This is a genomic window from Photobacterium lucens (assembly GCF_009873615.1).
In the GTDB taxonomy this organism is placed as follows: domain Bacteria; phylum Pseudomonadota; class Gammaproteobacteria; order Enterobacterales; family Vibrionaceae; genus Photobacterium; species Photobacterium lucens.
Genome location: NZ_SSMG01000082.1, coordinates 1 through 15,374 on the forward strand (window position 1 = coordinate 1; position 15,374 = coordinate 15,374).

At 44.0% G+C, this 15,374-nt stretch carries 13 protein-coding genes and 1 tRNA gene; 13 read left to right on the top strand and 1 reads right to left on the bottom strand.

The window, feature by feature from the left end:
* Positions 1 to 76: transfer RNA gene (locus E5A76_RS04155), tRNA-Gly, on the top strand.
* Between the two features lie 725 nt (positions 77 to 801).
* Here E5A76_RS04155 and queG read toward each other — a convergent pair.
* Positions 802 to 1,935 carry a tRNA epoxyqueuosine(34) reductase QueG gene (gene queG / locus E5A76_RS04160; protein ID WP_161118186.1) on the bottom strand — a complete coding sequence of 378 codons (1,134 nt, stop codon included), beginning with the start codon at positions 1,933 to 1,935 and terminating at the stop codon, positions 802 to 804.
* A 187-nt stretch (positions 1,936 to 2,122) separates the two neighbouring features.
* Between queG and E5A76_RS04165 the strand changes: the two genes are divergently transcribed.
* The 12 genes from E5A76_RS04165 to motX all read left to right on the top strand — a co-directional run bounded on the left by E5A76_RS04165 (position 2,123) and on the right by motX (position 15,359).
* Positions 2,123 to 3,607: an NAD(P)H-hydrate dehydratase gene (locus E5A76_RS04165; protein WP_161118187.1), complete on the top strand. Its 1,485-nt coding sequence runs from the start codon at positions 2,123 to 2,125 to the stop codon at positions 3,605 to 3,607.
* A gap of 5 nt (positions 3,608 to 3,612) precedes the next feature.
* On the top strand, positions 3,613 to 4,077 hold the full coding sequence (gene tsaE, locus E5A76_RS04170; protein ID WP_008986084.1) for a tRNA (adenosine(37)-N6)-threonylcarbamoyltransferase complex ATPase subunit type 1 TsaE: 465 nt from the start codon (positions 3,613 to 3,615) through the stop codon (positions 4,075 to 4,077).
* Positions 4,078 to 4,082: 5 nt separating this feature from the next.
* A complete protein-coding gene (locus tag E5A76_RS04175; RefSeq protein ID WP_161118188.1) occupies positions 4,083 to 5,834 on the top strand; it encodes an N-acetylmuramoyl-L-alanine amidase in 1,752 nt (583 codons plus the stop codon).
* 2 nt (positions 5,835 to 5,836) lie between these two features.
* Positions 5,837 to 8,020, top strand: a complete 2,184-nt coding sequence (mutL, locus tag E5A76_RS04180; RefSeq protein ID WP_161118189.1) for a DNA mismatch repair endonuclease MutL — start codon at positions 5,837 to 5,839, stop codon at positions 8,018 to 8,020.
* Positions 8,013 to 8,948, top strand: coding sequence for a tRNA (adenosine(37)-N6)-dimethylallyltransferase MiaA (miaA, locus tag E5A76_RS04185; RefSeq protein ID WP_161118190.1), 936 nt, complete (start codon positions 8,013 to 8,015; stop codon positions 8,946 to 8,948). The genes mutL and miaA overlap by 8 nt, the downstream gene beginning before the upstream one ends.
* An 86-nt stretch (positions 8,949 to 9,034) precedes the next feature.
* Positions 9,035 to 9,301, top strand: a complete 267-nt coding sequence (hfq, locus tag E5A76_RS04190; RefSeq protein WP_008986088.1) for an RNA chaperone Hfq — start codon at positions 9,035 to 9,037, stop codon at positions 9,299 to 9,301.
* Positions 9,302 to 9,326: 25 nt separating this feature from the next.
* Positions 9,327 to 10,616 carry a ribosome rescue GTPase HflX gene (gene hflX / locus E5A76_RS04195; protein ID WP_008986089.1) on the top strand — a complete coding sequence of 430 codons (1,290 nt, stop codon included), beginning with the start codon at positions 9,327 to 9,329 and terminating at the stop codon, positions 10,614 to 10,616.
* 54 nt (positions 10,617 to 10,670) lie between these two features.
* A complete protein-coding gene (hflK, locus tag E5A76_RS04200) occupies positions 10,671 to 11,837 on the top strand; it encodes an FtsH protease activity modulator HflK (RefSeq protein ID WP_161118191.1) in 1,167 nt (388 codons plus the stop codon).
* Positions 11,838 to 11,839: 2 nt separating this feature from the next.
* Positions 11,840 to 12,844, top strand: coding sequence for a protease modulator HflC (hflC, locus tag E5A76_RS04205; RefSeq protein ID WP_008986091.1), 1,005 nt, complete (start codon positions 11,840 to 11,842; stop codon positions 12,842 to 12,844).
* Positions 12,845 to 12,917: 73 nt separating this feature from the next.
* Positions 12,918 to 13,112 carry a DUF2065 domain-containing protein gene (locus E5A76_RS04210; RefSeq protein WP_008986092.1) on the top strand — a complete coding sequence of 65 codons (195 nt, stop codon included), beginning with the start codon at positions 12,918 to 12,920 and terminating at the stop codon, positions 13,110 to 13,112.
* A 122-nt stretch (positions 13,113 to 13,234) separates the two neighbouring features.
* Entirely contained in the window at positions 13,235 to 14,551 is a 1,317-nt protein-coding gene (locus E5A76_RS04215) for an adenylosuccinate synthase (RefSeq protein WP_008986093.1), read from the top strand.
* Between the two features lie 169 nt (positions 14,552 to 14,720).
* A complete protein-coding gene (gene motX, locus E5A76_RS04220; protein WP_392397302.1) occupies positions 14,721 to 15,359 on the top strand; it encodes a flagellar protein MotX in 639 nt (212 codons plus the stop codon).
* Positions 15,360 to 15,374: the final 15 nt, after the last annotated feature.

The following is a 15,374-nucleotide window of genomic DNA, read 5'->3' on the forward strand; positions in this document are numbered from 1 at the left end:
GCGACACTAGCTCAGCTGGTAGAGCGCAACCTTGCCAAGGTTGAGGTCACGAGTTCGAACCTCGTGTGTCGCTCCAATTTTATGCTTAACCAACAGGTTGAGTTCATCATCGACTTGTTCGATGAACTATTGCTGTGAAGTAATAGTCCTAATGTAGTATTCCTGGGGTATTCGATTACCGATATCATCAGTGTACTGCTTCAAGTGTTTCTAGTTTCGACTACGAAGCCCACTTAGAAGCGATCGGCTTCGACAACATCTTTTATTTTGTATCGCAACCTTCTATAAGGTTGTTTTGCTGTCTCAGAAAAATACAAAGTATGTGTTGTTTTATCACGCTGTAAAGGCGTACGCTCTTTTCCTTAGTTATGGTTATAAATCAGTAATGTTGATACCGCATTGCTGTACAGCTTTGAGCTTAAATCGCTTTAAGTTGGTTCATTAATCTCAGTTTAGCGTAGTATTTCACCGTTATATCACAATAGAATTAACAGAGTTATCCACACTATTATTTCTGTGGGTAAGTTGGTTGATTAGATGTGCTGATGATATGTGAGTAACTTTGAAATGTTATTTGAATGCTGTTTAATTAACATTATTCACAGTGACTTATTAATGGCGTAACTGTTTGTTTTAAATGGTTAAGTCGCATGTTTATACCGACTTTTCAACAGTTTTTCTTCGGTATGCATCTTTGGGATAACTATCTTAATTATGTTATCCACTCCCTGTGTTTAATCTTTATCTATCCCCATAATATTTACCGCCCTTTAAAAGTTTTCCACATATCCCCCGTGTGACTTATGCATCTCGTGGTAATCCTTTCTCGATGATCCGTACTAAGCGTTTGGTTTTAGTCGGTAATATTTCTCGTTCACTTTCCACTTTTTTGAGCTCTTGTTGCTCTAATGCCCACTCGATATGAATGTCGAGTAAATCACTTAAACCTTGTCGTGTTGAAAGTGCTTCAATGATCTCTGATTGATAAGGGGCATTACCCAGTGCAATGGTGATATTTCTTAACCATTGAATATGACCAATACGGCGGATCGCGGAGCCTTCGGTATTTTTTAAGAAGGTTTTTTCATCCCACGCATATAAGGTAAGCAGATCTTGTTGATATAAGCTATCTCGACAATGGTAGTCAACTTCATTGGTTAGTTGACCATGACGATTAACAGGGCATACAAGTTGGCAATCATCACAACCGTAAATACGATTGCCCATTGCAGTGCGATATTGCTCTGGGATCACGCCATCAAACTCAATGGTGAGATATGATATACAACGACGTGAATCGATGACCCCTTCTTCGACAATCGCTCCGGTTGGACAACTGGTGATACAAGCTATGCATTTACCGCATTGCTCTTCGGTTGGAATATCAACAGGCAGCGGAATATCTACCAATAACTCGCCTAAGAAGAACCATGAACCTGCTTGCTCGTTTAAGATCAGTGAGTGTTTCCCTGTCCACCCTAGTCCCGCTTTTTGCGCTAAAGGACGTTCTAATATTGGCGCTGAATCAACAAAAGGGCGACAGCCAAATTGACCAACCACTTGTTCGATACGTTGGCCTAGTTGTTTTAGGCGGTTGCGGATCAATTTGTGGTAATCACGACCTAATGAATATCGACTAATATAGGCCTTGTGTGGTTGCTTTAAGGTTTGAGCGAAACCAGCATCAGGTGGAAGGTAATTCATTCTCACACTGATCACGCGGATGGTTCCCGGTAACAGTTCTGCAGGGCGCGCACGCATCATGCCATGGCGTGCCATCCAATCCATTTCACCGTGATAACCAGCATCGATCCAGCGCTGTAGCTCTGCTTCGTGTTGTGACAAATCAATATCGCTGATGCCGACTTGCTGAAAGCCAAGCTCTTGTCCCCAAGTTTTGATTTGATCAGCAAGCTGTTGATAATCGATAGTCATAACCGAGCTCTGTATTGCGCTAAATGAAAGGGGGCGCATTCTAGCATATTCCTGTTGGGATCATAGGGGGAGCTACGACAGGAGAATGGGAGAGTTACCTCAGAAGTGAAGGAATTAGACAAATAAAATTAACTATTCTTATTTTGGGTTCAGTATAGTTGCTGCTAGGTTGAAAAGGTCATTACCCATGAAGGTTATCAATTCTATTCCTCAAGCCTTGTATCTTTCAGAGCAAGTTAAACAGGGTGAAAAACAGCTTGCTACGCAACATGCGATCACTTTGTACCAATTAATGGAATCAGCAGGACAAGCTGTCTTTGAGCTTATTGGTTCGTTGTATCCCCAATGCTCAGCGCTATTGGTGTGCTGTGGTAAAGGAAATAATGGCGGTGATGGCTATGTCGTTGCGCGATTAGCACAGCAAGCAGGACTGAACGTTACTGTTTGGGAGATGGAAAAGGTTGAGCGTTTATCGCCTGATGCGACAAAGGCTCGACAGCGCTGGCTTGCTAATGGCGGCAATACGATTAAAGAACTGCCCATTGAACAGTATGATTTAATCATTGATGCCTTACTCGGAATTGGTATTTATGGCGCGCCTCGTTTAGATATTGCTGAGCGTATCATTTGGATTAACCAGCAAAAAACACCTATTATTGCTGTCGATGTACCTTCAGGCTTGTGTTCTGATACAGGGGCAGTGTCTGGAGAGGTGATTAAAGCTTCACAAACATTGTCGTTTATCGGTTTTAAACAGGGATTGGTAACAGGGCAAGCCGCACAATATTGTGGTGAGCGTTATTTTTCATCTCTCGATGTCGGTGAAGATTTATCTCAAATAACGCATCCATCTGCATGGCATGTTACCGCTGCTATGGTACTTCCGTTATTACCCATTCGCTCTCGTGTTGGACATAAAGGCTCTTATGGGCGCGTGTTATGTGTGGGGGGAGCTCATGGTATGGCGGGGGCGATAAGGCTATGTGCGGAGGCTTGTGCCCGTACAGGTGCTGGGCTTACAGCGGTTGTGACACAACCTGACAATGTATTGTCAATTGTCACTGCCAGACCTGAGATAATGGCGGTAGGTTGGCAAGAAGAGTCAAATGAAGTCTGTGACAGATTAGCTTGGGCTGATGTTTTAGTGTTGGGGCCTGGACTTGGCACGTCGCCATGGAGCAAAGCCTTATTTGCTAGTTGTCATCATACCAATAAGCCCTGTGTGGTTGATGCGGATGGGATTAACTTATTGGCAAGTGCGCCAGATTTTAAAGTGAATCGCATTATTACGCCTCATCCGGGCGAAGCGGCGCGGTTATTGAATGTGTCTGTTGCGGATATCGAAGCGGATCGCTTTTCTGCGATCAAGCAGTTGCAACAAAACTACGGTGGTGTGGTGGTGCTAAAAGGGGCTGGCACACTGATCTACGATGGTGAAACATTGTGGGTATGCACGAGCGGTAACCCAGGTATGGCGACAGGCGGGATGGGAGACGTATTATCAGGTATTATAGGTGCCTTGCTTGGTCAAGGGTTAAGCTTGGTTGAAGCTGCCTATGCCGGTGTATGGATCCATGCTCAAGCTGCAGATTTGTGTGCGCAAAGCGGAGAGCGTGGTATGCTGGCATCCGATTTATTTCCGTTTATTCGTCAACTAATCAATCCAAGATAAAAACCATGCAAACATTTGAAACTTTTCTTGCTGATGAGCAGGCAACTGTAGATTTTGGCCTTAAGCTGGCTAAAGCCTGTACGCAACAAACAACGATTTATCTTCATGGCGATCTGGGCGCAGGCAAAACCACATTTAGTCGTGGTTTCATTCGTGCGTTAGGTCATCAAGGTAATGTTAAGAGTCCAACCTATACTCTAGTTGAACCTTATGATCTTGCTCCTTGGCAAGTGTATCATTTTGATTTGTATCGCCTTGCAGATCCTGAAGAATTAGAATTTATGGGAATTCGTGATTATTTCACCCATGATGCTATTTGCTTAGTGGAGTGGCCTGAAAAAGGGGAAGGGTTATTACCTCAACCTGATCTTGAATTAGAAATGTGTTATCACGGTGAGCAGAGGAAAGTATTGATCCGCGCTAAGACGGAATACGGCGCAACATTGATCAATCATTTGAAGTTGAGTTAATTAGGATGGCGTTACGGACGTATTTAAAGCTCCTTGTCGTAGGAGCAGGGTTAGTTAGTTCAACCTCCGTTTTTGCAAATGAACTAAAGGGAGTGAGAATTTGGCCTGCACCAGATGAAACACGTGTTGTGTTAGATCTGCAAAGCAAGGCGGATTATTCTCATTTCTCGTTAGCGGGGCCTTCTCGTTTAGTGGTGGATTTAAAAGACACCTCAATTAAAACTAAACTGCCTATTACCGTTAATAAAAGCGATATTTTAACCAAGGTTCGTAAAAGTACTGCGCCTGAAAAAGGGGCTACACGACTGGTTTTTGAAATTAAGCGTGGTGTAACGCCGAAAATCTTTTCTTTGTCGCCAACAGGCAACTACGGATACCGTCTGGTTTTAGACATTCCAAATGGTAGTGCGAAAACTGTCGGCGCTAAAGAAGAGAAAGCAGAAGAGCAAGCGACCGCCAATAACTTAGCGAAAATGCCATCAGGTACTGCAGATATTGTGGTTGCTGTCGATGCCGGTCACGGTGGTGATGATCCTGGTTCTATTGGTCCGACACGTAAATACGAAAAGAATGTGACATTAGCGGTAGCGAAAAAGTTGGCTGCTAAAATTAATGCCACAACAGGTATGCGTGCGGTATTAACGCGTCGCGGTGATTACTTTGTTCCGCTAGGTAAGCGTTCTGAAATTGCGCGTAAGAATAAAGCCCTACTTTTAGTTTCTATTCACGCTGATGGCTTTACGAAACCGCAACCTCGTGGCGCATCTGTATGGGTATTAAATACACGTCGTGCGAATACTGAAATTGGTCGTTGGTTAGAGCAAAGCGAGAAACAATCAGAGCTACTTGGTGGTGGTGATGTATTGTCAAACAACACCAAAGATAAGTACCTTGGTCGTGCAGTACTTGATTTGCAGTTTAGCTACTCGCAAAAAGAAGGTTACGATGTGGCTAGCCGTGTGCTTCGTGAATTACGAAAAGTGGCACGTCTACATAAAACATCACCACAGTACGCAAGTTTGGCTGTTTTAAAGTCACCGGATATTCCATCGTTATTGGTTGAAACGGGCTTTATTACGAACCCAACGGAAGAGCGCTTACTGAATACTGCGTCTCACCAAAACCAATTAGCGAATGCCGTGTACAAAGGCGTACTACAGTATTTTGAAGCGAATCCACCGGAAGGTACATTGTTTGCGTCACGCCTGAAAGGCAAAGGCAGTAAACACAAAGTGACCTCAGGTCAATCTCTGAGTGGGATTGCGCAGAAATACGGGGTATCGATGGCATCAATCAAGGCAGCGAATAACCTGAAATCAAATTCAGTGAATATTGGTCAAGTGTTGATTATTCCAAGTAACATTAAAACGGCGTCGACTTCGGCGCCGGTTAAGGCCGCTACCCCGTCCACCGCTGCAAAATCGACATCAAGTGTGAAGTCATCGGCTTCGACAAAAGTTGTTGTGCATAAAGTGGCGCGTGGTGAGTATTTAGGTAAGATTGCACAGAAATATGGTGTTACCATGAGTAGCATCCGTCAGCTCAATAACCTTAAATCAGATAATGTCATGCTTGGACAGAAACTGAAAATTGCAGTACCTGCACCTAAATACGTGCACCATAAGGTTCAGCGTGGTGAGTTTTTGAGTAAGATTGCGGATAAATATGGTGTATCAGTTGCAACTATTCGTGCAACGAATAAGCTACGTTCTGATAAACTAGCTGTAGGACAGACGCTAATCATTCCAAGAAGTTAATTATGCCGATTCAGATTTTACCCGCTCGGCTGGCTAACCAGATTGCAGCGGGTGAAGTTGTTGAACGCCCTGCTTCTGTAGTCAAAGAGCTTGTTGAAAACAGTTTAGATGCCGGTGCAACTCGGATCGATATTGATATCGAAAAGGGTGGCAGCCGGCTTATTCGTATTCGTGATAATGGAAAAGGGATCCCTAAAGACGAACTCAGTCTTGCCCTTAGCCGTCATGCCACCTCCAAAATTACTACCCTTGATGATCTAGAAGCGATCGTAAGCTTAGGCTTTCGGGGTGAAGCGCTTGCCAGTATCAGCTCTGTTTCTCGTTTAACCTTAACTTCGCGCACTGAAGCGCAAGAAGAAGCGTGGTCAGCTTATGCTGAAGGGCGAGATATGGAAGTGCAGCTAAAACCTGCCGCTCATCCGGTAGGGACAACCCTAGAAGTTCTCGATCTTTTCTTCAATACGCCAGCTCGCCGTAAGTTTTTAAGAACAGAAAAAACCGAATTTAATCATATTGATGAATTGATCAAACGTATCGCATTAAGCCGTTTTGATGTTGCTATCACGTTGCGTCATAACGGCAAGATCATTCGTCAATATCGCGCGGCACAAACGGATATTCAAAAAGAGCGTCGTTTAGCCACAGCTTGTGGCTCTGGCTTTTTACAGCATGCTCTGGTGGTGGAATTAGCGCATGGTGATTTAAAACTCTCTGGTTGGGTGTGTAGCTCACAAGGTGCGCGTGCACAGAATGATATTCAGTATTGTTATGTCAATGGGCGGATGATGAAAGATAAGCTGATCAATCATGCGATCCGTCAGGCGTATGAATCGAGCTTACGAGCCGATCAATATGCCGCATACGTGCTTTATATTGATGTCGATCCGCATCAAGTGGATGTCAATGTGCACCCAGCTAAACACGAAGTTCGTTTTCATCAAGCGCGTTTGGTGCATGATTTTATCTACCAAGCTTTGCAAAGTGCGCTCCAACAAGGTGCGTTAGAAGAAGACCAACACCATTATCAATCACCTACTCGCGCGAGTGCGCACAGTATAGAAGTGGATGAAGATGGCGTGGTGATTGAGCCATTATCGCAAGTCACACAGCGTGTAGCACAAGCTATTGACGCAACGCCGGATTATCCTAATAAGTTGCCAGCAGCACAGTGGCAAAGCGAAGTATCATCACAAGCTGCTTATGTTGATGAATATGATACTGGCAGGGAATCGTCTCCAAGTATTGTTGCGCGCTCTCAATCCGATAGTACTTTTCATTCAACGCCTTATCAATCATCGCAACGAGAGTCTCGTCGTTATGATCGTGATACAGGTGAATCTCGTAGCAGTAGTTATGAAAGTCGAAGCTATGCAGCTACAAGCCAAGCTAAAGCGGCATCTTCATCCCGTCCAGTACAACCGGAAGGACCTACACCTGCAGAGATTAAAGCGTATCAACAGCTATTAGAAACTGAAGCGCCAGCGGAAACACAACAGACTACACCTGAAACTCGACCTTCGGAATCTCATGTTGCAGAGCCCCGTCGTGAGTGGCAAGCCACAGCCCCGCAGCCAGTGGCATCAGTGAAGCAAAATGCTATTGGTGGTAAAGCAACAGGGTTAGGTAAAGCATTGTGTTTGGTCAATGAGCGTTATTTATTGATGCATCAAGATCCGCAAGTGGTGTTACTTTCGTTAGATAAAGCAGAGCATTTACGTTACACCGGACAGTTTCGTTTAGCTCAGACGGAAGGGTTAAAACCACAGCCTTTGCTGATCCCATTATCCGTTCCGGTAGAGCGTGATTTAATTGCGTGTGCCGAGCAACATGCTACGTTACTTAAGCAACTTGGTATTCAACTGAAAGCAAAAGGAAAAAATGGCATTATAATTATGTCTGTTTGTATGCCTTTAAGGCAGCAAAACCTTCAACAGTTGATCCCAAATTTGTTAACCTATCTGCTGGCGGTCAGTGAAGATCAAGAAGCCCAAGGGTGGGGCAAGTTATTAAATTGGTTAGCTGAACAATGTATTAGCACAGTGACAAATTACAGTTTGTCGCAAGCGATCCAGCTAGTCTCTGAATTAGAGCAACTATGGGGAGAGCAATTGGCAGAACATCAAAGCCAGTTACTTCGACCGGTAGATATGCAAGTAGCAATAGAAGCATTTAAATACTATGACTAAGCCACAACCTCAAGCCATTTTTTTAATGGGACCAACAGCATCAGGTAAAACGGATCTAGCGATCCGTTTACGAGAAGTGCTGCCAGTTGAGTTGATAAGTGTTGATTCTGCCCTTATTTACAAAGGGATGGATATCGGTACAGCAAAGCCTGATGCGCATGAACTTGCATTAGCACCACACCGTTTGATCGATATTCGTGATCCAGCGCAAAGTTATTCGGCTGCAGACTTCCGTGCTGATGCACTGAAAGAAATGGCTGATATAGTTGCAGCAGGGCGAATTCCTTTATTAGTTGGTGGTACTATGTTGTACTACAAGGCTTTATTGGAAGGTTTATCGCCTTTACCTGCAGCAGATCTTGAGGTTCGCGCAGGCATTGAACGAGATGCGGCTGAGTTTGGATGGCAAGCATTACATGATGAATTAGTAAGGATTGATCCTGTTGCTGGCGCAAGAATTCATCCAAATGATCCTCAGCGATTGTCTCGTGCATTGGAAGTTTTCCGTATTTCGGGTAAAACTTTAACTGAGTTAACAAAAACTCAAGGTGAATCCTTACCTTACAAGGTTCACCAATTTGCAATAGCTCCCATGGATAGGGCTGTACTGCATCAGCGCATTGAACTTAGGTTTAATAAGATGATCGAGGCAGGTTTTGAGCAGGAAGTGCGTGCGTTGCACGAGCGTGGTGATCTTCACCTAGAACTTCCTTCTATCCGCTGTGTTGGTTATCGCCAGATGTGGGAATATTTGGACGGGAATTATGACTTAGATGAAGCGGTGTTCCGTGGTATCTGTGCTACCCGTCAATTGGCAAAGCGTCAAATCACCTGGCTTCGCGGTTGGAAAGATTTGACCTGGTTGGATAGTAGTGATGTGGATTTCGCGTTACAAACAGTCACAAACTCAGTTAGATGTGATGTTTAATTAACGTGTATACTCTGAACTGCTTTGCGTATTTTTAGTTTTTGTTCGTTGCTAATACAACTACAAACAAATAAGGAAAAGAAATAATGGCTAAGGGGCAATCTCTGCAAGACCCGTTTTTAAATGCGCTGCGTCGTGAACGAATTCCGGTCTCTATTTACTTGGTAAACGGTATCAAACTACAAGGCCAAATTGAGTCTTTTGATCAGTTTGTGATCCTACTTAAAAACACCGTAAACCAAATGGTATACAAGCATGCGATTTCAACAGTGGTTCCTGCTCGTCCAGTAAATCACCACCATGCAGGTGATCGTCCAGCAGGTGCTGAGCGACCAGAAAAAACTGAAGAATAATATTCTTCCATAAGGAGTTAATTGCTTGTTTGACCGTTATGAAGCTGGTGAACAGGCGATTCTTGTCCATATTAACTTCACGCAAGAAGGGGAATGGGAAGATCTCAGCGAATTTGAAATGCTGGTCTCCTCGGCTGGAGTCAATACACTACATGTTGTAACAGGTAGCCGTAAGACTCCGCACCCTAAGTATTATGTGGGTGAAGGTAAAGCGCAGGAAATTGCCGACGCGGTAAGAACAGCGGAAGCTGACATCGTTATCTTTAATCACTCCTTGTCTCCCGCTCAAGAGCGTAACTTGGAGCAAATCTGTCAATGTCGTGTACTTGATAGAACAGGTTTGATCTTAGATATTTTTGCCCAACGTGCACGTACCCATGAAGGTAAGTTGCAAGTTGAGTTAGCACAGTTACGTCATATCTCAACCCGATTGATTCGTGGTTGGACTCACCTTGAGAGACAAAAGGGGGGGATTGGTCTGCGTGGACCTGGTGAAACGCAGCTGGAAACAGATAGACGTTTATTGCGAGAACGAATTAAAACAATTCTACGTCGTTTAGAGAAAGTGGCTAAACAGCGTGATCAGGGAAGACGAGCACGTAATCGTGCAGAAATTCCAACGATCTCATTAGTGGGATATACCAACGCAGGTAAATCAACACTCTTCAATCGGATCACCGATGCGGGGGTTTACGCCGCCGATCAACTGTTTGCAACCCTAGATCCAACACTACGTAAAATTGAAGTCGCAGATGTGGGTACTGCTATTTTGGCAGATACCGTGGGCTTTATTCGACATCTTCCCCATGATCTAGTGGCAGCATTTAAAGCTACCCTAAAAGAAACGCAAGAAGCAGATCTGTTGCTTCATGTAGTTGATGCGAGTGATGATCGCTTTCGTGAAAACATTGAAGCGGTAGAAACGGTATTAGAAGAAATCGACGCAGGTGAAGTACCAGCGCTGGTTGTCATGAATAAGATTGATAACTTAGAGCACGCTGAACCGCGTATTGAACGAGATGATGAAGGTGTTCCTCGTCGCGTTTGGGTTTCAGCCATGGAAGGACAAGGCATCGACTTGTTGTTCCAAGCATTAACCGAGCGTCTATCAGGCACGATGGTAGCGCATACTTTGCGTATTCCACCTGAGATGATTGGTCGTATTCGCAGTAAGTTTTATCAGCTTGGATGCATTTTGCGAGAAGAATATGAATCAGATGGTTATCTGATGATTGATATTCGTTTACCTTTGGCGGAATGGTCTCGGTTACAAAAAAGAGAAAGTACTTCGTTAGATGACTTTATCGTTGCTTAATGGATTGCTAGAGTAATAAAAACTGTCGTCATATCATATTGATGGAGTTCTATAATGGCGTGGAATGAGCCTGGAAACAACGGCGGCCGTGATGATAAAGACCCTTGGGGTAATAACAATCGCGGTGGACGTGAACAAGGACCACCTGATCTCGATGAAGTTTTTTCAAAACTAAGTCGTAAAGTCGGTGGTGTGTTTGGAAATAAAAAAGGACCGAGTGGCAGCGGTAGTGCTGTTGGCTTGGGAGCTGTAGCTGTGTTAGCAGCGGCAGTTTGGGGTTTTTCTGGTTTCTATACTATCGGCGAAGCAGAACAAGGTGTTGTGCTACGTTTTGGTAAAGTAGAGAAAGAAGTTCAACCGGGTCTGAACTGGAAACCAACCTTTATCGACGAAGTTATTCCTGTCAACGTTCAGGCAATTCGTTCTCTTCGTGCATCCGGTTTGATGTTAACGAAAGACGAAAACGTATTGAAAGTTGAAATGGATGTTCAGTACCGCGTTGATAATGCAGAAAAATATCTGTTTAGCGTGACAAATGCCGATGACAGTTTGCGCCAAGCAACAGATTCAGCATTACGTGCTGTTATTGGTGATTCAACCATGGATCAGGCATTGACGACGGGTCGTCAAACAATCCGTGCGAATACTCAAGCGGCGATTGATAAAATCATTGCAAAATATGACATGGGTATCCGTGTTGTTGATGTGAACTTCCAATCTGCGCGTCCGCCAGAAGCGGTGAAAGATGCATTCGATGATGCGATTGCAGCGCGAGAAGATGAAGAGCGTTTCGTTCGTGAAGCAGAAGCTTACAGTAACGACATTTTGCCAAAAGCAACGGGTCGTGCTGAGCGTCTGAAGAACGAAGCGGAAGGTTATTCTGAGCGCGTGGTTAATGGCGCACTGGGTGACGTAGCACAGTTTGATAAGTTGCTACCTCAATACCTAGCTGCTAAAGACGTAACACGTGAGCGTTTATACCTAGATACCATGGAACGCGTTTACAGCAACACAAGCAAAGTATTGATCGATACTAAATCTGGCGATAGCAACAACATGATGTATATCCCATTGGATAAACTGATGAGTCAGTCTAACCAAGCGGTGAAGCAGCAAGGTAGTTCAGACAGATTAGATGGTATTGAGTTAGAAAAAGTGGAAACTCCAGCTCCAGTCGCACCAGCTCCACGAGCTGAAACTGGCCGTCAAGGGAGATATTAATTATGCGTAAGTTAATGATCCCAGTAGTAGTGATTTTTATTGCTCTATTATTGATGTCAATGTTTGTGGTGAAGGAAGGCGAGCGTGGTATCGTGGTGCGTTTCGGTCGTATCTTAAAAGATAACAATACTGAAGTAGCTCGTATTTACGAACCTGGTTTGCACTTTAAGGTGCCTGTGTTTGACCGTGTACACGATCTTGATGCACGTATCCAAACCATGGATGATCAAGCTGACCGTTTCTTAACAGCTGAGAAAAAAGACGTAATCATTGATACCTATGTTAAATGGCGTATCAAAGATTTTGGCAAATACTACCTAGCAACAGGTGGTGGTAATACATCGACTGCTGAAACACTGTTAAAGCGTAAAGTTGTTGATAGCCTACGTGCTGAAATCGGTGCGAAAGAAATTAAGCAGATCGTTTCTGGTAAAGATAGCGGTGCGAATGCTGCGAAAGATAAGTCTGATGTTGCACAAACGAAAGCAGCTCAAGCTGCATTAGATGTGATTGAAGGCGTAGTACCGGTTAAAGAAGTTGAAGGTCAACGTGATCAAATCATGGAAGACGTACTTAATGAAACCCGCGATAGCGCGAAAGATTTAGGTATTGAAGTGGTTGATTTCCGTATTAAGAAAATCAACTTACCGGATGAGATCAGTGAGTCTATCTACCGCCGTATGCGCGCAGAGCGTGAATCGGTTGCACGTAGTTACCGCTCTCAAGGTCGTCAACGTGCTGAAGAATTACGTGCACGTTCAGAGTTAGAAGTGGCAACAATTCTTTCTGAAGCGAAGCGTAAAGCACAGGTTATCCGTGGTGACGCGGATGCGAAAGCGGCTGAGATTTACTCTAAAGCTTATAGTCAAAACCCAGAGTTTTACAGCTTCTGGCGTTCACTAAAAGCTTACGAGAAGAGTTTCAACTCGAAGAACGATGTATTAGTTGTTGATCCTAACAATGAATTCTTTAAGTACATGAATCATTCAGAGCTTAAAGCAAACTAACGTATCAGAACTGATATAAGTGATTGTAAAGACAAGGTTTCGGCCTTGTCTTTTTTTATGGAATAAAAAGAGCATGTCGAACACAATTTGGATGGCATTAGGGCTTGTGTTGGTGGTTGAAGGGCTTGGTCCATTATTGGCACCTCGCGGCTGGCGAGAAATGGTTAGCCAGTTAAGCCAACAAAATGATAATACTTTGCGACGTATTGGCGGCTGTTTAGTCGTTGCAGGAACTGTTATTGCGTATATGATGTATAGACAGATGTAAAATACATAAGCACACAATCGTGACAGTTAGCTTGCAGAAATGTTCCATATGGCTAAAAAATGACTGCAAGGTGAATGTTAAGGTGCTAGAATCCCTTTTTAACTACTGATAGATGAAGAAAGATGGCAAATAATGTAGTCGTTCTTGGCACCCAATGGGGTGACGAAGGTAAAGGTAAAATCGTTGACCTACTGACCGAAGATGCAAAATATGTGGTTCGCTACCAAGGCGGTCACAATGCTGGTCACACCCTAGTTATTGACGGTGAGAAAACTGTTCTTCACCTGATCCCATCAGGTATCCTACGAGACAATGTTAAATGCATCATCGGTAACGGTGTTGTGCTTTCTCCTGATGCACTTATGAAAGAAATGGGTCCACTAGAAGAGCGTGGTATCCCTGTTCGTGAGCGTCTATTCCTGTCAGAAGCTTGTCCACTTATTCTTCCTTACCACATTGCTCTTGACCAAGCACGTGAAGCAGCTCGTGGTAAAAAAGCTATCGGTACAACTGGTCGTGGTATCGGTCCTGCATACGAAGATAAAGTTGCACGTCGCGGTCTTCGCGTTGGCGATCTTTTCAATAAAGAAGCGTTTGCAGAGAAGCTTAAAGAAGTGATGGCTTACCACAACTTCCAACTTGAGCACTACTACAATGCTGAGCCTGTAAGCTACGAAGCTGTACTTGAAGGTGTGATGGCACAAGCTGATATCCTAACTTCAATGGTTATCGACGTAACTAAAGAACTTGATGACGCACGTTTACGTGGCGACAAGATCATGTTCGAAGGTGCACAAGGTACACTGCTTGATATCGACCACGGTACTTACCCGTACGTAACTTCTTCTAACACAACTGCTGGTGGTGTTGCTGCAGGTTCTGGTTTCGGTCCTCGTCACCTAGGTTACATTCTAGGTATTGCGAAAGCTTACTGTACTCGTGTTGGTGCAGGTCCTTTCCCAACTGAGCTATACGATGGTCTAGACAAGCAAGATCCAGTAGGTAAGCACCTAGGTACTGTTGGCCACGAGTTTGGTGCAACAACGGGTCGTCTACGTCGTACTGGTTGGTTCGATGCTGTTGCTATGCGTCGTGCGGTACAAATCAACTCTATCTCTGGTTTCTGTCTAACTAAGCTAGACGTACTAGATGGTCTAGAAGAGCTAAAAATCTGTACTGCGTACAAGACTAAGACTGGCGAGATCCTAGAAGTATCTCCAATGGCTGCTGACGAGTACGAAGGTCTAGAGCTTGTTTATGAAACAATGCCAGGCTGGAGTGAGAAGACTTTCGGTGTTAAATCACTAGAAGAGCTTCCACAAGCTGCACTAGATTACATCGCTCGTATCGAAGAGCTAACTGGTGTGCCAATCGATATTATCTCTACAGGTCCTGACCGTAACGAGACAATCATCAAGGTTCACCCATACGGTGAATAATCACTGATGTGAATTTGATAAAAACCAGCTTTCGAGCTGGTTTTTTTTATATCTGTTGCACAGATGAAGCATAACGCTGAAATTATGGGAGCAAGATCATCACGGTGAGAAAGAAGTTAGCTAAAGTCTTTTGATTATACGTCGATAAAGGGATATTCCTTAACCTGAGATCATGATAATGACGAAGCTTCCAATATTGCTTTTGGTCAGCCATTTATTGCTGCCTTCAGCTTATGCATTAAATGATGTGGGTGATGCTGTACCTGTTTATACCGATGACGAACTCATCAAGTTATTTGCAACCAATCAACATCTGCAAAAGGTAAAAGCAGATGATTGCCAATTAGTACAAGATATTAAAGCCCGCGCCGAGCGAGTTGAATCACCGTCTTATCAGTTTTTATATGGTGATATGTTAGCGTGGGGCGTTTGTGTCCCGAAAGACATTGAACAAGGCTTGTATTACATGCGTGAAGCCGCGCAGCAAGGATCGCCAGTTGCCTTGGAGCAGTTAGGACGTTATTACTCTCGTGGTATTTTACTGCAGCAAGATAGAGAGCGTGCTATCCCTTATCTTCGAGAGGCGGCAGCACTGGGTAATATTAAAGCAAGGTTGCAATTAGCTGAGCTATTGGTATCAGATCATGGTAGTCCATTGGATTATGAAGATGCCTATCGCTGGCTGTATCAAACCACAACGGACAACCAATCCTTGTATCGTCAGCTTAAAAACTTGCGCCATCGATTAGAGCAAAGAATGCCTGAGAATATCATTGCCCGAGCCAAACAACGCTCGACATTATGGTAAGTATGGTTTCAATTG

Excerpts from the sequence above, each read along its gene's own strand:
- hfq (WP_008986088.1), top strand. The coding sequence starts at position 9,035 with ATGGCTAAGGGGCAATCTCTGCAAGACCCGTTTTTAAATGCGCTGCGT.
- hflC (WP_008986091.1), top strand. The coding sequence starts at position 11,840 with ATGCGTAAGTTAATGATCCCAGTAGTAGTGATTTTTATTGCTCTATTA.
- hflK (WP_161118191.1), top strand. The coding sequence starts at position 10,671 with ATGGCGTGGAATGAGCCTGGAAACAACGGCGGCCGTGATGATAAAGAC.
- E5A76_RS04165 (WP_161118187.1), top strand. The coding sequence starts at position 2,123 with ATGAAGGTTATCAATTCTATTCCTCAAGCCTTGTATCTTTCAGAGCAA.
- E5A76_RS04215 (WP_008986093.1), top strand. The coding sequence starts at position 13,235 with ATGGCAAATAATGTAGTCGTTCTTGGCACCCAATGGGGTGACGAAGGT.
- mutL (WP_161118189.1), top strand. The coding sequence starts at position 5,837 with ATGCCGATTCAGATTTTACCCGCTCGGCTGGCTAACCAGATTGCAGCG.
- E5A76_RS04210 (WP_008986092.1), top strand. The coding sequence starts at position 12,918 with ATGTCGAACACAATTTGGATGGCATTAGGGCTTGTGTTGGTGGTTGAA.
- tsaE (WP_008986084.1), top strand. The coding sequence starts at position 3,613 with ATGCAAACATTTGAAACTTTTCTTGCTGATGAGCAGGCAACTGTAGAT.
- E5A76_RS04175 (WP_161118188.1), top strand. The coding sequence starts at position 4,083 with ATGGCGTTACGGACGTATTTAAAGCTCCTTGTCGTAGGAGCAGGGTTA.
- queG (WP_161118186.1), bottom strand. The coding sequence starts at position 1,935 with ATGACTATCGATTATCAACAGCTTGCTGATCAAATCAAAACTTGGGGA.
- miaA (WP_161118190.1), top strand. The coding sequence starts at position 8,013 with ATGACTAAGCCACAACCTCAAGCCATTTTTTTAATGGGACCAACAGCA.